The 18,358-nt window shown below is 61.3% G+C and carries 13 protein-coding genes; 3 read left to right on the top strand and 10 right to left on the bottom strand.

What is annotated here, in order from left to right; genetic code table 11:
- Positions 1-34: 34 nt before the first annotated feature.
- From JOD50_RS06725 to rsmI, 6 genes are all read right to left on the bottom strand, one after another.
- Complete coding sequence (locus JOD50_RS06725; protein ID WP_204880900.1) at positions 35-1,012, bottom strand: 4-(cytidine 5'-diphospho)-2-C-methyl-D-erythritol kinase; 978 nt, start codon at positions 1,010-1,012, stop codon at positions 35-37.
- The gene (gene rsmA / locus JOD50_RS06720; RefSeq protein ID WP_204880899.1) at positions 1,009-1,896 is read right to left on the bottom strand and encodes a 16S rRNA (adenine(1518)-N(6)/adenine(1519)-N(6))-dimethyltransferase RsmA; all 888 of its coding nucleotides are present in this window, start codon (positions 1,894-1,896) and stop codon (positions 1,009-1,011) included. The genes JOD50_RS06725 and rsmA overlap by 4 nt, the downstream gene beginning before the upstream one ends.
- Positions 1,897-2,011: 115 nt before the next feature.
- A complete protein-coding gene (locus tag JOD50_RS06715; protein ID WP_204880898.1) occupies positions 2,012-3,175 on the bottom strand; it encodes a transglycosylase family protein in 1,164 nt (387 codons plus the stop codon).
- 226 nt (positions 3,176-3,401) lie between these two features.
- Positions 3,402-4,367: a TatD family hydrolase gene (locus JOD50_RS06710; RefSeq protein ID WP_204880897.1), complete on the bottom strand. Its 966-nt coding sequence runs from the start codon at positions 4,365-4,367 to the stop codon at positions 3,402-3,404.
- A gap of 129 nt (positions 4,368-4,496) precedes the next feature.
- Positions 4,497-5,975 (bottom strand): NAD-dependent succinate-semialdehyde dehydrogenase, encoded by a 1,479-nt coding sequence (locus tag JOD50_RS06705; RefSeq protein WP_204880896.1) that lies wholly within the window; start codon positions 5,973-5,975, stop codon positions 4,497-4,499.
- A gap of 171 nt (positions 5,976-6,146) precedes the next feature.
- Entirely contained in the window at positions 6,147-6,992 is an 846-nt protein-coding gene (rsmI, locus tag JOD50_RS06700) for a 16S rRNA (cytidine(1402)-2'-O)-methyltransferase (RefSeq protein WP_204880895.1), read from the bottom strand.
- A gap of 157 nt (positions 6,993-7,149) precedes the next feature.
- Between rsmI and JOD50_RS06695 the strand changes: the two genes are divergently transcribed.
- Both JOD50_RS06695 and JOD50_RS06690 read left to right on the top strand, forming a co-directional pair.
- The gene (locus JOD50_RS06695; RefSeq protein ID WP_204880894.1) at positions 7,150-8,820 is read left to right on the top strand and encodes a phospholipid carrier-dependent glycosyltransferase; all 1,671 of its coding nucleotides are present in this window, start codon (positions 7,150-7,152) and stop codon (positions 8,818-8,820) included.
- Positions 8,821-8,888: 68 nt separating this feature from the next.
- Positions 8,889-10,778 carry an AMP-dependent synthetase/ligase gene (locus JOD50_RS06690; protein ID WP_338052048.1) on the top strand — a complete coding sequence of 630 codons (1,890 nt, stop codon included), beginning with the start codon at positions 8,889-8,891 and terminating at the stop codon, positions 10,776-10,778.
- A gap of 139 nt (positions 10,779-10,917) precedes the next feature.
- Here the strand turns inward: JOD50_RS06690 and JOD50_RS06685 are convergent, their stop codons facing one another.
- Together JOD50_RS06685 and JOD50_RS06680 are read right to left on the bottom strand one after the other, a co-directional pair.
- Complete coding sequence (locus tag JOD50_RS06685; protein ID WP_204880893.1) at positions 10,918-12,273, bottom strand: TIGR01906 family membrane protein; 1,356 nt, start codon at positions 12,271-12,273, stop codon at positions 10,918-10,920.
- A gap of 74 nt (positions 12,274-12,347) precedes the next feature.
- Positions 12,348-12,680, bottom strand: coding sequence for a DUF3499 family protein (locus tag JOD50_RS06680; protein WP_239541548.1), 333 nt, complete (start codon positions 12,678-12,680; stop codon positions 12,348-12,350).
- A 156-nt stretch (positions 12,681-12,836) separates the two neighbouring features.
- On the opposite strand from JOD50_RS06680, the gene JOD50_RS06675 reads away from it, so the two are divergent.
- Positions 12,837-13,349, top strand: coding sequence for a metallopeptidase family protein (locus JOD50_RS06675; protein WP_204880891.1), 513 nt, complete (start codon positions 12,837-12,839; stop codon positions 13,347-13,349).
- Positions 13,350-13,384: 35 nt separating this feature from the next.
- Here the strand turns inward: JOD50_RS06675 and JOD50_RS06670 are convergent, their stop codons facing one another.
- Entirely contained in the window at positions 13,385-15,007 is a 1,623-nt protein-coding gene (locus JOD50_RS06670) for a DUF5719 family protein (protein ID WP_204880890.1), read from the bottom strand.
- Positions 14,982-18,344, bottom strand: a complete 3,363-nt coding sequence (locus JOD50_RS06665; protein ID WP_420825540.1) for a glycosyltransferase — start codon at positions 18,342-18,344, stop codon at positions 14,982-14,984. Before JOD50_RS06665 ends, JOD50_RS06670 begins: the two co-directional genes overlap by 26 nt.
- Positions 18,345-18,358 lie beyond the last annotated feature (14 nt).

The following is an 18,358-nucleotide window of genomic DNA, read 5'->3' as shown; positions in this document are numbered from 1 at the left end:
GGTTGAGTGAGCGGTGGGCTAAGAAATCGGGCCCCTAGAAACTGCCGCTGTGCGGGACGATGGATGCCCCTGCCGCGGGGGCACTCACCACGATCGTTTGTACGTCGAGCTCGTCACGCACCTGCATTGAGATCCGTTCGGCGTGGGCGGACGAACGCGCGATGCACGCAAGTGTTGGCCCGGAGCCCGAAACAATCGCTTTAAGCGCGCCGGCTTCTTCGGCTCGCTCGATCACATGCGCGAGCTCCGGCGCGAGGGCGATGCTCGCCGGCGTGAGGTCGTTATGGACCGATGCCGCGAGCTTATGCGGATCCCCTTCGAGCATCGCGTGCAGAACCTCAGGCGAAACTTCCTTGGGTGCCGGAAAGCTCAAGCCAGCACGTTCGCGTTGACGGTCGAGCTCCCCGTACACCTTCGGCGTCGAAAGCCCGTAAGAAGCCGGGATCAAAACCCAGTGGGACTCCGAACGCAATGGAACCGGAGCGAGGTCCTCGCCGCGCCCCAAACCGACGGCCGCTCCCCCATACAGCGCAAACGGGACGTCGGAACCGAGCCGCGCCGCAATCGAGGCAAGGTCATGGCGAGTCAAGCGTGTCCCCCACAACGCGTTGCAGGCCACGAGCGCCGCCGCAGCATCGGCTGAACCGCCACCCATCCCGCCGGCGACCGGAACGCGCTTGAGGATCCGCAAGTCAGCGCCCGCTCTCACACCGGTCGCCTCACGCAACGCGAGCGCGGCTTTAACCGCGAGGTTGTCTGCACCCACCGGGAACGTTTCCCGGTCCACCGCAATGGTCGATGCGTCATCCAGCTCCGCGGTGATCTCGCCGTCCGCGCGATACAGAGCGGTGACCTGCTCATCCAGCCCGACCGCGAGATACAGCGTCGCTACCGGGTGGAAGCCATCTTCGCGCGGGTCGCCGCATTCAAAGCTGACGTTGATCTTGCCCGGGGCTCGACCCGTGACGGAGCGAGCAAAACCCGATTGTTCTTCAAGCAACGGAACGCTCATTCCGCACCATCCTCTGCCGCGCCGCGCGCGCGGGCGATCGCGATGAACTGTTCGATCTCGAGTTTCTCGCCGCGTAGCTGCGGGTCCACCCCCGCTGCACGCACGTATTCCTCCGCCGCGGCAGCGGAACCTGCCCACCCCGCGAGAGCCGCGCGCAACGTCTTACGTCGCTGAGCGAACGCCGCATCGATCACCGCGAACGTCGCTTCACGCAACGCTTCATCCCCGCGCTCAGGTCCGCGAAGGAAAGCAACCAGACCGGAGCGGATCTTAGGTGCAGGCCAAAAAACGTTCATCCCGATGACTCCGGCCTTCGTCATCGTCCCGTACCACGCGCCCTTGACCGACGGCACTCCGTAGAGCTTGTTCCCTGGTCGAGCAGCCAAACGATCAGCCACCTCGTCTTGCACCATGACCAAGCCGGAACGGATGCTCTCAAACTGCGCTAGAAGGTGCAGCACCACCGGGACCGCGACGTTATACGGGAGGTTCGCAACCAACGCATCGGGCGCGGCAGGAAGCTCAGCGACCTTGAGAGCATCCTCGTTGATGACCGTGAGGTTCTGATGCGTGTCCGGCCGCCATTCCTCGACCGTGCGCGGAAGCCGCCCCGCCAAACGTGGGTCGATCTCGACCGCGAGCACTCGCTCAGCCGCATCAAGGATCCCCAACGTCAGCGAACCAAGGCCCGGCCCCACCTCCAGAACCGTTTCATCACCAGCCAAGTCAGCCGCGGCAACGATCCTGCGGATCGTGTTCCCATCGATCACGAAGTTCTGACCCAGCGTCTTAGTCGGGGTCACATCAAGCTCTTCAGCGAGCGCGCGAATATGAGCCGCCCCTAAAAGCGGAGCCGAAGCCGGGGTTTCAGATACGTGAGTCATCCCCTTCATCCTAATGTCCCTCAACAGGTCAAGCCCACGACGCCGCGGTTGCGTTCCGCTGCATCGTGGGCTTGAACTGTATGTAGTTAGCTTTTTAGGGCTGAGCTTTTATGACTTAGCGCAGGCCGAGGCGTGCGGAGCATGCTGGCCAGTGGCCCCAGCCACCGTTAGCGCGCAGTTTCTCTGCGGTAGCGATCTGCTCTGCAGGGCTTGCCAGGTGCGGCAGCGGAGCGTACTTGGTGCCGCCAGCTGCACGCCAGGACGAAGCCGAGAACTGCAGGCCGCCGTAGTAGCCGTTACCGGAGTTGATGGACCAGTTACCGCCGGACTCGCACTGAGCGAGTGCCTGCCAGGTCGCGGAAATGTTGCCGGTTGGGGCTTTAGCCTTGGACTTCGAGCCGGAGTTCGAAGACGACGAGGAGGACGACGCCGACTTGGTTTCAACCTTCTTGGTGCCGACCTTGACGAGTGCGTCAACTGGTTCGCGGGTCACCTCGTCGGAAACCTTCTTGGAGGAGACCTTCTTGCCGTTACGCAGCACGGTCTCGGTCACGACCTTACGCTCACCGGACTTACCGGCCTTGACGGTCTTGGTCTCACCCTTCGGAAGCGAGGAGTCGTTTTCGCGCTTGGTTTCGAACGCGATCTTCTCCGTCTTCGTTTCCTTCTTCTTCTCGATCTTGTTGTAGGTGATGGTGATGCCCTCGGACACAACGGTGTTGCGTGCCGGCTTCACTTCATCATCCTTGCCAACCTTGACGCCCTTTTCTTCCAGGACTGCGTCAACGTCGAGTGCGGTGGTCGTCAGGGTCGACTTCTTGCCCGCGAGATCCAGCTTGACTTCCTTAGGGGTCAGCACAGTCAGGGTCTCAGCGCTTGCAAGCTGAACGTCGCCGTCGAGGTTGATGTCCGACCCATCTTCAAGCTTGAGCTCATCAACCAGCTCGTCCACCGTGCGAGCTGTGGTCATGACGGTCTTGTCTTCGCCGTCGACGGTGTAGTTGACCTCGTGTGCGGTCAAGACGTGGACGGTGTCGCCGTTAGCGATATCGGAATCGATCGCGGGCGTTACTTTGTCGTGCTTACCGACGTTGATGTCGCCGGCGCGAAGGGCGTCCTCAACCTTTCCACCAAAGGTACGGACGTTCTGGGATTCCCCGTCGACGACTACCTCAATCGACTTGTTATTTGCTACGAATCCAACGGTGCCCAGGACCAGCGCGGAAGCTACAGTCGCCTGGCCGCCGATGATCAAGCCGCGTTTCATCTTCTTGTTCACGAAAAACCTCATGCCTACAAAGGGCATTGTGTTCGGGGACATTTCTTGGCATGCGTGTTCATCCTCAGATGTCTCTGATGATGCGGCGTTTGGGGAAGAAAGTGCATGTCTACACGACGCCGAAGATCACGATGCGATAACAATCGTAACCTAATCGTTATCTAAGAGCTACTCCAGATGCCTGAGAAAAGTCTTTTACCGGGCGCAGACCAGACGCCTTCCCTGGTCAAACTTGCGTGAAACCCGCGTCAAAATCACCGTAAACGCGTGCGCTGTTCTCGGTGAGAATGTGGCAAAACTCATCCAGATCCCACTCAAACATCTCCGCGACATAGCGAACAGCGTACGGGGTCATATACGGAGCGTTCGGTCGGCCACGGAACGGGTGAGCCGTCAAAAACGGGGCGTCCGTTTCAGCCATCAACAGCTGCGGACCGGCAGCGACGATCGCTTCGCGCAACTCATGGTTGTTCTTAAAGGTCGCAGTCCCGCCGAAAGAAACATACCAGCCCTTCTCACGAGCTTTCTGCGCCATCGAAACCGGCCCAGAGAAGCAGTGGAAGACGACCGTGCCGTCGAAGTTCTCTTCCTCCAGGATCCGCACCGTGTCCTCATGCGCATCACGGTCGTGGATCTGGACCGGCAGGTTCAACCGCCGCGCAATGTCCAGGTGCCGACGGAACGACTCATGCTGGCCAGCCCAACCGTCCTCAGTGGTACGGAAGTAATCCAAGCCGGTTTCCCCGATCGCGCGAACCCGCGGATGCGCGGCCAACTGCTCAATGACTGACAAGTCATCATCAAGCGTGCCTTCAGCGTAAGCGCGCGCCGCATCGTTCGGATGCAAAGCAACAGCGGCAAGCACCCGGCGGTCTGCCTCCGCCGCAGCAACAGACCAGCGCGAAGACTCAACGTCCGTCCCCACCTGGACGGCACCAGAAATACCCACCTGCTCGGCAACATCCATGTGCTGGGTTACAGACAGCGCGACATCGCCATCATGAAAATCCATATGCGTGTGATTGTCGATCACCGGGACCGGCAGCGGCTCCGGCGCGGGCGGGTACTCAAGCTTGCGGCGGGAACCCTGCTCGTTCACGGCCGCGCGCTTGCGACCGCTGTCATCACCGAGTCCCTCATGGGCTTCAGGGACGTACAAGCGTGGAGTTTCTCCAGGAATCACAGAACACATATCAACAACCTTATCGATGCGCAGGGGGCTTAATGACGCAGGGGCTTTAACGACGCGGTGGCCACCGCCTCAGCGATAGCCACCGCGTTCTGTCAGCGACCTGTTCTGTCACCAACCTTCTCAGAGGTCTTATTTCTTGGCGTATGGGTCAGCGATACCGATGTACTGCACGGTGCTGTATTCCTCGATACCTTCAGCGCCACCTTCACGGCCGAGGCCCGACTGCTTGACGCCACCGAACGGTGCCGCCGCGTTGGAGATCACGCCCTGATTGAAGCCGACCAAACCGAACTCGATCTGATCAGCAACCCGGATCAGGCGGTTGTTGTCCTTCGAGTAGATGTAGGACGCCAAACCGTATTCGGAAGCGTTAGCGAGCTCGATCGCTTCATCCTCGGTGGAGAACGTCGTCACCGGTGCAACCGGGCCGAAGATCTCTTCACGCAGAATCTGGGCGTCGTGCGGAACATCCGTCAAAACGGTCGGCTTGTAGAAGTAGCCGTCGCCTTCGACCTTCTCGCCGCCGGTCGCTACCTTGGCGCCCTGCTCAACGGCCTTGGTCACAATCGCGTGGATGTCCTCACGCGCGGATTCCTCGATGATCGGGCCAACGTTGACGCCCTCTTCGGTGCCGCGGCCCGGCTTGAGTGCCGCCATCTTCTCCGCGAACTTGCGGGTGAACTCCTCAGCAACCGAGTCCTGAACCAAGAAACGGTTTGCCGCGGTGCACGCTTCACCCATGTTGCGCATCTTCGCTGCCATAGCGCCTTCAACCGCGTCGTCAATGTCGGCGTCATCGAACACGATGAACGGAGCGTTACCGCCCAGCTCCATCGAAGTACGCAGAACGTTGTCAGCGGCATCCTTGAGCAGCTGACGGCCAACCGGAGTCGAGCCAGTAAAGGAAACCTTACGCAGACGCTGGTCCTGCATGATCGGGCCCGAAATCTTCGATGCGGACTGACCTGCCACAACATTGAGGACACCCGCAGGAAGGCCAGCTTCCATCATGACCTGCGCGAACAGCTGTGCAGTCAGTGGAGTCAGCTTGGCTGGCTTCAGAACCATCGTGCAACCAGCAGCCACTGCAGGAGCAACCTTACGGGTAGCCATCGCGAGTGGGAAGTTCCACGGGGTGATCAGCAAGCACGGACCAACAGGCTTGTGCTGCACGATCATCTTCATGTTGCCCTCAGGCGTTGCGTTGTAGCGGCCGTTGTGACGCACCGCTTCCTCAGAGAACCAACGCATGAACTCGTTACCGTACTTGACCTCGCCCATCGCCTCGTTCAGAGGCTTACCCATCTCCAAGGTCATGAGCAGAGCGAAGTCCTCAGCGCGCTCCTGAATGAGCTCGAAACCGCGACGCAGAATTTCGGAACGCTCACGGGCAGGGGTGCGAGCCCACTCAGCCTGAACCGCATCGGCGGCATCCAACGCAGCCATCGCATCCTCGGACGTAGCCGACGCAAGCGTAGCCAGGACCTTGCCTGTTGCGGGATCAAGAACATCGAACGTGCCACCATCGGAGGCATCACGCCATTCACCATTAATCAGCAAGCCCTTAGGGACCGATTCCAGCAGTTCGGCTTCGCGCTGTGAAGTCATGGCTCTCCTTTGCTACGGGGTATCGACACCGGTTATCGAGATCTACTTAGCTCAACTTATATGTGTTGTGAACTATTCCACCAGAAAGCGACATTGCATTTCGTCCGCACTTCGTTGGTCCCGCGCCATATTTCGTTGCTATGTTTCGCCGGGCCAATGCGGAGGCCCACCCTATGGGCGTGCCTTGACCGTTGCGTCGTAAAGCTCCCGACGCGAAACGCCATACGCCTCGGCCAGAGACTTGCACACATCCTTAAGCCGCTCCCCTTCTGCGACCCGTTCCAAGACCACCGGAACCAGCTCATCAACACTCGCTTCAACCTGTTCCGAAGCACCTTCGAGCACCACAACGATCTCGCCCCGCGGCGGATCCTCCACGACACCCGCGAGCAGCTCATCGAGCGTGCCGCGCCGATGCTCCTCATACATCTTGGTGATCTCACGCGAAATCACGGCGCGACGGTCACCACCCAAACCTTCGGCGAGCGCCTCGAGCGTCGCCTCGATCCGGTGTGGGGTCTCATAAAACACGACGGTGCGGGTCTCGGTGCTCAACGCACGGATCACAGAGGTGCGCTCCGACGCTTTCCGCGGCATGAAACCTTCAAACGTGAACCGATCAGTGGGAAGCCCCGATGCCGCCAACGCACAAATCAATGCGGAAGGCCCCGGAACCACCGTGACAGGCACACCCTCAACCACGGCCTGCGCAACAATCCGGTAGCCCGGGTCAGAGATACCAGGCATGCCAGCATCGCTCACCACCACCACGTGAGCGCCGCGGCGAGCCCTATCAACCAGCTCCTCAGCACGCGAACGCTCATTATGTTCGTGATACGCAACCAGCTCACCGCGAGCCCTGATACCTAAAGCCCGCAACAGCTTCGCCGTGGTCCGCGTGTCTTCGCACGCAACCACATCGGCCTCTTCCAACGCCGCAACCAGCCTCGGACTCGCATCAGCGATATTCCCGATGGGGGTTCCAGCAATCTCGATGCGCCCAGTTACGTCACTCACACCACCAGCCTACCCACCTATCAGCCGCATCATTCAGCACAGTCTTCATTGGAGCCTTCAGCCGCCTACATCAACAGAGCCTTCAGCCACTTATTTCACGCCTTACTCAACAGAGCCTTCAGCCACATAATTCAATAGAGTTCAGTAGAGTGTGCCTGTGACTGTTTCCGCGCCCACCGCATCGACTGTTCAACGGCAACGGCACGCCCACAACAACCAGGGTGCTGCGTTGACCCGCTCGAAGCCGAGCCTTGACGAGCTGCTCCTCCGCCTCACCGGAATGCCTGGAGGCAAGCTCAACGCAGTCGTTTCACACGCCCGCTGGTGGCTGCCGCTACTGATTGGCGTGCTCGCCGCGGTCATCAGGTTCTGGAACCTGTCCCACCCCAACGCGCTCATCTTCGACGAAACCTACTACGTCAAAGACGCATATTCGTTGCTGAACTACGGCTACGAACGCGAATGGCCTAAAGACATCAACGACGCCTTCGTCAACGGCACCGCGACCCCGAACGATAAGCCTTCCTACGTCGTCCACCCGCCACTCGGTAAGTGGATCATGGCGCTCGGCATGGCGATCTTCGGAACCGACTCCGGTTTCGGTTGGCGCGCCGCAACGGCTTTCGCCGGAACGCTCGCCGCAGTCTTCACGACGATGGCCGCAACCCGCCTGTTCCGCTCGGCTGTGTGGGGTGGCCTGGCCGGCCTGTTCGTAGCACTCGATGGGCAACAGATCGCACTGTCGAGGACCGGCATCCTCGACATCTTCTACTTCTTGTTCATCACGATCGTTGCGTGGTTTGTGCTCGTCGACCGCGACCATGGACGGCGCAAACTCGCGTACGCGCTCGCCGGCGGCAGCGGCTCTTCTAGTGCAACCGACAGTCAAGGGACTCTCTACGCCGGCATGGGGCCACGCTTGTGGTTTCGCCCGTGGCAGCTCGGGGTCGGAATCTCGCTCGGCGCCTTGTGCGCGGTCAAATGGTCCGGCATCACGTTCATCGCAGTGTTCGGCTTGCTGATCGTGTGGTGGGACTGCCAAGCGCGCCGCGCCGCTGGGATCGAACGCTGGCTCGCGGGCGGAATCCTGCATAACGGCATCCCGGCGTTCATTCGTGTTGTACCCGTCGCAGCGCTCACCTACCTTGCCACGTGGATCCCTTGGATGCTGGAACCGCGTGCATGGGGGCACGGGCTCGCGGCACGCGAAGGCGCATCGTGGGTCAAAATCTTCCCCGGCTCACTCGCGGACCTCATCACCTACCACGGCAAGGCTTACGCGTTCCACACGGGGCTGACCAAAGACCACGGTTGGGCTTCAAACCCCTGGACGTGGCCCGTCGCAGGTCGCCCGACCCTCTTCAAATGGGACACCACCAAACGCGATGGCGTCCCATGCGAAACCGGCCGCAACTGCGTCCAAGTTGTCACCGACCTCCCCAACCCGATCCTGTGGTGGGCCGGAACCATCAGCATCCTGATCGTGTTGTGGGCGTTCCTCGCACGCCGCGACTGGGCGGCACTCATGATCCTCGCCGGTGTGGTGGCCGGCTACATCCCATGGCTGTTCTACCCAGAACGCACCATGTTCTTCTTCTACACAACCGGCTTCCAGCTCAGCTGGATCCTCGCCGTCGTCTACGCTCTACGGATGCTCGCGCCACCGGCAGGAACAGCACCGCGGCAAGCGAAGATCCGCACCGCCGCTGTCGCCGGCATCGTGCTCATCATCCTGCTTGTCTCAGCGTTCTTCCTGCCTATCGTCACCGGGCAGACACTCTTCAGCGAAGAAATACAGTGGCGCATCTGGCTACCAAGCTGGACCTAAAACCCCAGACGCCGCGGAACTACTCTCAGACCTACCCGTTTCAATCCACCTAACAACCAGGAGAAACAGTGCGCGAACGGTGCATGCCGCAACTTGAGACGCTGCCATCCAGCTACAACACGCCACAGCTGTTGCTAGACCGGATTGCACGCAACAAGCCACTGCCCGTCTACTCCGTCTACGACCCCGACTCCGAAACCTGGGTCAGCGTCACGGCAGCGCACTACAAACGCCTCGTGACCGACCTCGCGAAAGGCCTCATCGCTAACGGCTTCGAAGAAGGTTCCGTGCTCGCGATCATGGCGCCAACATCCTTCGAATGGGCGCTCGCGGAACAAGCAGCCTGGTTCGCGGGCGGCATCTCTGTGTCCATCTACGAGACCTCCTCGATCTCACAGATCGAATGGATCCTCACCGATTCCGGGGCGTCCCACATCCTCACCCAGACCCCCGATGCGTCAGACCCGGCCGCACAAGCCGTCGCCAACCTGCCGGCAGATAAGGCACCGCTCCACCTCCGCATGGATGTCGCCAATGAAGCCGGACACCCGTCCACCGTCCTCTACGACGGTGTGCCGATCGGCGCGGGCCTCGCAGACCTCATGGCTTCAGGGCGAGACTCCGCCGTCCCAGACGACGAAGTCGACCGCCGACGCAGCCGCCCGGGCCTCCATGACCCCGCTACCCTCGTATACACCTCCGGGACCGTCGGCCGCCCCAAGGGCTGCATCATTACCCACGGCAACATTTCGCTGGTAGCCGTCAACCTCGTCGAGCACCTGAGCGAGGTTGTTGGGAACAACGGCCGCACAGCGCTGTTCCTCCCTCTGGCGCACATCCTGGCTCGCGCCGTGCAACACGCCTGCATGTACCGCGACATCACGGTTTCGCACTGCTCTCCGCGCACCGTCACGCGCGACCTGCCGAACATCAAACCGACGTTCCTCCTCGCGGTACCTCGGATCTACGAGAAACTCATGGCTGGTGCTCTCGCGAAGGCAGAATCCGACGGCAAGGGCTTCATTTTCCGGCGCGCACGCTACGTCGCAACCCGACGCGGCCGCGCCCAGGACCTCGTGCGCCGAGGCAAACCTCAGCCGCGAGTCAATCCACTCCACGCAGCCGAATACCGGCTCTACAACAAACTCGTGTACCCCAAGATCCGCGAGATCATGGGCGGCGAAGTCCGCTACTCAATCTCCGGCGCTTCACCCCTGTTCCCCGACCTCGCGCACTTCTTCAACGCGATCGGCCTCGGCGTCCTCGAAGGCTATGGACTCACCGAAACCACGGCGCCGCTGACCGTCAACATGCCAGGTAAGCAGCGCGTCGGCTCGGTTGGCCTGCCGATCCCCGGAACCTGCGTGCGCATCGCAGACGACGGCGAAATCCTCGCGAAAGGCATCGGCGTTTTCGCAGGCTACTGGAACAACCCAGAAGCCACAGAAAAGGCCTTCGACGAAGACGGATTCTTCGCGACCGGCGACCTCGGCGAGCTCGACGAAGATGGCTTCCTCACGGTCACGGGCCGCAAGAAGGACATCATCGTCACCGCTGGCGGCAAGAACGTTGTCCCGGGCCCGCTCGAGGAGATCGTGCGCGAAGGCCGTATCGTGTCCCAGGTTGTGCTTGTGGGCGATGACAAGCCGTTTGTCTCCGCGCTCGTAACCCTCGATGAAGAGGAGCTACAGATCTGGGCGAAGGCCGAGAAAGTCTCCGGCGTGGCACGCTTCAGCGACGCCCTCAATAACAGCCGCGTCCACGAAGAAATCCAGTCATACATCAACCGCGCCAACGCGACCGTCTCCAGGGCGGAATCGATCCGGAAGTTCGTGATCCTCGAAGAAGACTTCAACGAAGACGACGGTACCCTCACTCCGTCGATGAAGGTGCGCCGCCCGAAGGTCTACGAACAGTACGCCGACACCATCGCTGAGATGTATCGCAAGCGCAAATAAACCGGCGGCGATGTATCGCAAGCGCTATCAGCGCGCTGATAGCGATCCGATCCAACAACGGTGCGGGCGGCACCTGAGTGATTCAGGTGCCGCCCGCTTCGTTGCGTGGCGTCAGCGGTTGATGCGCTGAAGAGTTCCGTTAGCGTTCGTCGAAGGCGTCGTATTCAATGACGTAGTCCGAGCCGTTACGCTTCTCTTCCATCTGCTCGCGGGAGCGCTCGCGGCGGCGGCGTGTTGGCCATGTCGTCAACATCAGCACAAGGTTGCCGATCAACAGCAGGCCGCCGAGCAGGCCAGCCGAGTAAATCCAATACATCGGCGGGTACAGGCGGATCAGCGAGTCATCCCACGCGAACTGCCAGTTGCCGTGCGAGAAGAAGAACTGGTGGAAGCCGACGAAGAACTCGTCCCAGCCGAGAAGAGCCACGATAGCTACCGCGATCACCAACACGAACGTCACGATCGAGCCCGCGAACAGGCCGCGACGAATGCCACCCGGGTAGGTCTTGCGCAGAATGATGAAGCTGATGAGCAACAGCACAAGCGCAATCACGCCGACGAGGTAGCACAGCTGCACGAGCGACTTCACGTCAGCCATGTGCGAGACCTCGTTAGCTGTGAACAGCGGACCGTTCTCCGTCTGAACTTGGGAAAGATACTTACTGCCCGCGAAGTTGTTGAGGTAGTCCACGCCGTACGAGCCGTTCAGCACACGATCCTTCGTGGTGAACCCGGCCTGATCCGCTGGGAAACCCGGTACGTGGTAGATGAGCCACATGACACCCGTGGAAGCAACGAGCCGGACTGCGCCGGCAAGCAACACGAACGGGGTCAGGATCGCAACAACCCACTGCAGGATGCGCGGGAAGACTGGCTTGTAGTCGAGGCTCGCGGCCACGGTGTCGCGCGAGGTCTCCTCGCTGAACCCTTCCGTGTTCCCGTCAGGGATCGGCGTGTAGGCACCCAGCTGAGAAGGCCGGACCGGGCCAGACGTTCCAGAAAGGTCACGTTTCTGCTCACCCGGGGCCAACGGCTGCGGCGTCAACGTCCGAGTCGCATCCATATCCTCCGGGCTGCCCACGGCGACAGGTTCTTCCGAAGCGTGCTCAGCAACAGGCGGGAAAGCCTGCGTAGCGTCTGGATCATTTGCACCAGTAGCATCATCGGCACCGGCAGCATTACCTTCAGCGGAGCCCTTAGCAGCCTCTTCATCGTCACGAGTGCGAGCCAAGCGACGCGTCGAAAACATAGTTTCCGCATCGTCAGCCGGAGCATCCGCGGCCTCAGCTGGAGCACCGGCATCGTCCACCGACGGGGCGGGCGGCACCTCCTGCGGCGCAATAGCTTCTTCTAAAGTTGGCGCCTCCTCAAACGTTGGAGCCCCCTCAGACGACGGTGCATCCTCAGGCGATGGAGGCTCCGGCAGGTTCACGGCATCCGCCGGGATCTGCTCGCCTCCGTCCTCGTGGAGAGGATCAGGGTTGTTCTGCGACATCGAAGGTCCTTCCGCCATATGCGTTGAGAAAAATCTAAGGTGCGGCGTCGCCAAGCGGGCCGCCGCGAAAAGTGTTAGTCGTCGTCGTTACGAACCAAATGCAGCCCCGGCTTAGCAGGCGGCGGAGCGTTCTCCCCACCGAGACGTTCACGTGAACGACGCGGAGCCGTTCGCTCCGCTTGCTCCTGATCCCTTTGAGCTTCTTGATGCAAAGCATCCGCCAAGGCATACATGTCGTCCTTGGAGAGAGGCTTGCGCTGCTCCGGGATCTCAAGTCGCAACAGCTCCCACCCCAACGGGACCGACAAACGGTCGGCGTGGTGACGGCACAAATCGTAAGCGTGAGGCTCCGCTTTGAGAGCCAAAGGGCCGAGCACAGCCGTGGAGTCTGCGTATGCATACGTCAAGGTTGCGTACGCCTCCCTGCCGCACCCTGGACGAGAACAAAAACGTTGAGATTCCACGTTTGCAAGCGTACTAGCGGCACCCGCTAAAGATGCGGAGGCACGGCCGCAGACCCGAGGTGACTCTCAGCACCGCTAGCCCGCCGATATGCTGACGTTATGAGTTGGAACATCGACCCGCATCCGCGCCGCACCGGGGCGTTGGCCTCGCGCGCGGCCAGCATCGGCAGCCAGCGTCGCCGCGCTGAGCTCCGCGGTCGATGGCGTGGCAACATCCTCCCGCCGATGGCGCCAGGCGCTCCGCACCGCCAGCAGGTCGTCGAAGAGATCATGTGGGAAGTCGTAGACCGGCTCTGTGAAACGTGGGGCGAACAGCTCGAAGGCATCAACTTTGTGGTGCGGACAGTGCCGAGCGATGCTTCCCTCGAGCGGGCTGTCTCCCGTGGAGAAACCACGCCCCTCGGTGTTGCAACGGTGAGGCAAGAACGCACGAATCCGCGGAACAGCACGCGCAACGTTGTCCTGTTCCGCAGGCCCCTGGAATCCGCGGCGCTCGATGAGCACCACCTCGCACACATCGTCGCTGATGTGGTGATCGAGCTCGTGAGCGAGTTCCTCAACATCCCGCCCGAAGACATCGACCCGATTTACGGGACGGGACCCAACCGTTAAGGCCCAGCACTCAGGGCCCGGCCGGTAGACGCAACTCAGTATTCGCCGCTGACCGTGCGCGGCGCAACAGGACCTAGATCAACCTTGACGGTAGCGTTCGACTGGTCCGCTCCCAGAACACTCATCGCGCCGATCCCAACGCCCTGGGTCGTGACGACGGAGGCGTACGCTTCGCCTCGGTTCGAGGCTACATGCCAGCCCACCGCTTCCTTATGAGCTTGAATATCAACGGTTCGGTGAGCGCCCACATCGACCCGCTCGGCTTTACCCATCGAGCCGTTGCGCAGAACCGGCGTGACTGTAACCACCGCATCGTCAGCCCCGAAGATCCGCAACCGGGCCTCGCCGTGTTCCGGAACAGCAACCACGTTCTGGCTCCCCAATGCCGGGGTCCCCGGGATATAAGCGACGTCGTGAGCCTTGTTCGCGTCCTGGCCGCGGAGCATCCGAGCAGTCGCGGCAACCGGATTATCGGCCTCGACAACAATCGAATACACGCCCGCCGGTAGAGCATCCGTCGCTACGCGGCCCACGCTCTGCCCCTCAACCGTGACTGTTCCAAGGTCTACCGAGGTTCCATTGTCCCGGAACGCCCGTAGTTTCGCTTCCGTCTGCGTTGCCGAAGGGTTATAGACAACGACGGACGGCGTCAGATCCCCCGAGTCCTCGGCCTTACCTGCAGAACGGTCCGCAGCAGGATCCTGCGACTGGACACCCGGGATCACAACTTTCCGGCCGAGCTCGGTTTGCGCTTCGATGCTGTCAATACCGCCAGGAACCAAGCCCCTCAGGACGGTCTGAGACACCGCGGCACGCACCGGCGCCCCCGTCGACGTCACAGACACAGCGATAGCCTCAGAATCCGAAGCTGCCGCCGCAAGATTGATCGTGCGGGTATCCCCCGGGTTGAGCGTAAACTGCGGGATGCCTGACGCGCTCACGCCGTCCTTCGTTGCAACCTTAACTTGCACCGTTGCTGTGGCCTGCTGAGTATTCGTCACGACCAGGACAGCGGACTGGCCCAGCGTTGTGGAGCCGCCCACGATCGTGTGCGAGGTTGCGGACGCGGTGCAGGGGACGCTCGCAAAACCTTCGAGGTCCCCGTCCTTCTGGCTGATGGTTCGCACACCAGCGGCTGGTGAGGCTTTACCTCCCAGGCCCTGCACCGTGAACCACGCCGAATCTTGCGCTTTAACGCCGCCCTTGTTGACGGACTTGGTTCCCGAAAGCCCCTGTTCGTTGCGGGTAGAGACCGTGAGTGCTTCCTCTTCCGGGAGGTCTTTCGAAAGCTCCGCAGTAGTGTCACCGCTGACAATGCGCGCTCCCGGGACACGCATCCCGCGGTCCCCCAAAGCGACACCACTCAACGTCGACGCCGCTTGGTCTGCGCCCGGCGCATAAGCCGAATCCGTAGCCCCCTGCTGCGAAGAAACAGCAGCAATAGTCGGGCCGCACACAAACGTGCTCTGTGTCACCGGAAGGGACGTCGCCTCGACCTCGACACCATCGCTCTTGCTCTCCGGGGCAAGCATATGGTCAGCGACCGCGACACCACCGAACGCCGCGACTAACGCAACGCCAGCCACAGAAGCGAACACGGCCTTCGAACGAGACCTGACCGCCGAGGAGGCCTCAGTTTTGCTCTTCTTTTCGCTCATGCTCGCCCTCCTCCGCTACAACAGGTTCCGCATCCGTTTCCGGCTTCTCTTCAGGAGCCTCCCCCGGCACGTATGGCGCGCGATACACCGGCTGGTACCGGACACGGTTACGCCAACCACGTGGCATCGGCATCATCGACAACGCACAGAACGCCACAAGGACTCCCGAAAGAATGACCCACGGGGTATGCCACCACGTCGAATACGTGATGTTCAACGTCCCGCCGCCTTCTGGAAGCTCAAAGGCCTGCATCCAGCCCTTGTACTTCTGCGGCCGCAGTTCTTCACCGTTCAGCGTTGCAGTCCAGCCGGCATCGTAGTTCTCGGCCATGACCACCAGACGGCTGCCAGCTTCTTCCTCGTCAGAACCCACTGAGCTGTTCGTCGCACCCTCGATAGAGGCATCCTCGACCCGGGCATGCTCACTCTCGAGCAACTGAAGAACCGAACCGTCAGCAGCCTCAACACACACACGGGACGTCACAGACCCAGTGGACTCATACAAAGCCTGCCCCTTGTCCGACGGCTCCACCTGCCACAGCCACGAAGCTGCGCGTTCCCCACGCGTCACCGCAGAAATACCCGGAAGAGAATCAAGGTTCTTGGCAACCGCAGCATTATCAGGACCAGACTTCATCACGATGTAGCCAACACCCAGCTGACGCAGCGTCTCAGCCACATCACCACCGTCGGCGGACACCAAACCAGCTACAGCTTCCTTAACCAAACGCTGAGCCTTCGTCGGCTTCGCAAGCACCCCACCGGCCGGATCAAGCACATCGCCTGCAAGCGCGCTCGCGTCCTGACGCAAACGCACCTCTTCAAGACGCAGACCGTCGCCGCCCACAACATTCGCGCGGAACAGGCCGTCCTCAGCGCCCGTCAAAATCAAAGTCCGTTCCTCAAACGGACCCAAGCCACGGTCAGCGGCAGTCACCGGAAGAGTCGTCTCAGCCACCGCATGCACACGCTGCTGCACGCCCAAACCACGCTCAGAATCCGCGGCAGCCGTACCAGACTGCGTCATCGGAGCAATCCACACAGACGCACTCGCGACAACCGCCACCAGAACCGACCAGGCAACCAAGCGACCCACAAAACGAGTCTGATAAAAACCAGCCCGTATCCGGACAGTGCCAGCCTCACGCATCGCCCCAGCAGCAAACACCGCAACAAGCCACACGAGGCTCACCGCGGAACCCACGTAGTAATGAGTCAGCTGTCCGCCAGTCGCGCTCGCCGCCAACCAGCTAGCGACAACCGAACCCGCGAACACGACCAGCGCGGCAAGAGCCAGAACACGAACCCACGTGGTCGACTCCCCAGGCGCAACCAAACCAACCAGGCCCACCAGCAAAAGCGGAACACCGCACACCAGGGCAACAACCAGCGCCCCGAACCCCTCAGGAAGCCAACCCCAGCCTGCCACAGCGGAACCCGCGTCGAACCCAAGAGGGAAACCCAACAAAGCCTGCCACGCCGGCGCAGGCTCACCCGCCAACGGCAAACCAGGCTGCGCCAACAAAGCACGAGGGGTTCGCAGAACATCAAGAATCGTCGGTGCAGAGGCGATCAAAGCCGGAACAGGAACCCACGCAAGAACCCGGCCCCTCCGCGCAACCACAGCAGAAACGACCGTGAACAGCACCAACGGCACAAGCCACAACGGCTCAGCCGCAACCACCAGAACTGCGAGCACACTCGCAAACACTGCCGAAGGCCACGAAGGACGCCCCTCGCCCTCCGAATACGATGCGGCACCCACCGCGCCGCGCACGCCCACCGCACGAGCCAACGCGTAAACCAACAGCGGAAGCACAACATGCACCAGCGCCGGAGCAATCCGCCCCTGCGTCAAGTCCACTGCAAACACCGGAGCTAAAGCCCACACCAAGGCACCGATGCCACGGAAAGACGGTACACGCGTCACGAGGCGCAAAGCCCACCACATCGACAATGCAGCAGCCGGCAACGCGAGGAAATACGCGACAACAATACCCATCGGGGCATTGCCGCCGCTCACCAAAGCAAGCCAGAACAAAACCCCAGCGAAAGCATCCGGGCCAGAAGCCATACCGAACATCTCGGTAGCCCACGGAGCGGTCGCGGCATGCCACATGTGCGACAAATCCCCGCTCGGAGTCACAAGCGAACCGCCCGCAACACCATGAGCCAAGATCAAGCCACGGAACGTTACAGCACCCACAATCGCGGCAACAGCAACCGCAACAACCCCGGCAGCAACACCGCGGGTCGTGCGGCCATCAGCCGCTGCCGCGTCGAACGAATCATCATCGCCGCTCGCCTCGGCGCCTACGGCCTCGCTCGTCTGAAGCTCAGCGTCATTGAGCATCAAACCATCGCGAATCGCCCGGTGATGATCCCGATACTGCGAACGGTCCACCAAAAGTCGATTGACACTCGAACGGGGAACTCTCCGAATACGCCGCACGGCCTTTCGGCCACGACGCACCGATCCGGCGCGAGTCAACGGCGCAAACGCATGCCGGAACTCAAGCCCTGCCGTATATGTATCGCCCGCAACCAAACGGAACAAAGCACTACCCAGGCCCGAGACCACCATCCAGAGCCCAAGGAACAGCGATGTGAACGGCGCGGCATACTTGAGCCTCGTGTATTGAGCCGCAGCGTACTGGGCGTCCTCCCCCGCGATCTCCTTGACCACGTCAGGACGGTGATACATGTACGCACCCGGCACAAGCACCACACGGTACCCAGCCAGCCACGCCCGACGCCCCAGATCGACGTCATCACCCACGCCAGGAAGAGCCGGGTCGAAACCTCCCAGCTCCTCAAACACGTCGCGACGAATCAACATGCCGGCAGAGTTCACACCCAACCGGTCCGTGTACATGTCGTACTGACCCTGGTCCTTCTCTTCAAGACCAACACCCGCGAACCGTTCACCACGGCGGGTCAAACTCAAACCAGCATCAAGCAAGTGGACTCTGTCCGTCGCATCCACTTGTTTAGCGCCTGCGATCGCGGTCGATTCAGACTTGCTGATCTCCTCAAGCATCAGCTCAAGCGCATCAGGGGCGGGCTCGGAGTCATCATGGATGAACCACAGCCACTCGTTCGAATCGCCCTCAGCCGGTGCCGGCATGTGGTCAACAGCCCGCTGAACAGCGCCTCCGAAATGTGCTCCAGGCGCTTCCAGAACCTTCGCAGATTCGGGGAGGAGCTCTTTCAACAGCTCGGCAGACCCATCCCGCGAACCCGCGTCGACGCCATATAACGCATCGACCGGCCGGGTCTGGGTCAGAAGACCTTCGACCGTGGCCGGTAAGAACGATGCGGCGTCATGCGTGACGATGACGGCTGTGACAT

It is taken from the genome of Pseudoglutamicibacter cumminsii, assembly GCF_016907775.1.
Taxonomy (GTDB): Bacteria; Actinomycetota; Actinomycetes; order Actinomycetales; family Micrococcaceae; genus Pseudoglutamicibacter; species Pseudoglutamicibacter cumminsii.
Note: the sequence above shows the minus strand (reverse complement) of the source record. Positions and strands in the feature narration are given on the sequence as shown.

Bases quoted from the DNA above. Each gene is read 5' to 3' on its own strand.
- JOD50_RS06710 (WP_204880897.1), bottom strand. From the start codon at position 4,367: ATGTGTTCTGTGATTCCTGGAGAAACTCCACGCTTGTACGTCCCTGAA.
- JOD50_RS06685 (WP_204880893.1), bottom strand. From the start codon at position 12,273: ATGTCGCAGAACAACCCTGATCCTCTCCACGAGGACGGAGGCGAGCAG.
- rsmA (WP_204880899.1), bottom strand. From the start codon at position 1,896: ATGACTCACGTATCTGAAACCCCGGCTTCGGCTCCGCTTTTAGGGGCG.
- JOD50_RS06725 (WP_204880900.1), bottom strand. From the start codon at position 1,012: ATGAGCGTTCCGTTGCTTGAAGAACAATCGGGTTTTGCTCGCTCCGTC.
- JOD50_RS06705 (WP_204880896.1), bottom strand. From the start codon at position 5,975: ATGACTTCACAGCGCGAAGCCGAACTGCTGGAATCGGTCCCTAAGGGC.
- JOD50_RS06675 (WP_204880891.1), top strand. From the start codon at position 12,837: ATGAGTTGGAACATCGACCCGCATCCGCGCCGCACCGGGGCGTTGGCC.
- JOD50_RS06670 (WP_204880890.1), bottom strand. From the start codon at position 15,007: ATGAGCGAAAAGAAGAGCAAAACTGAGGCCTCCTCGGCGGTCAGGTCT.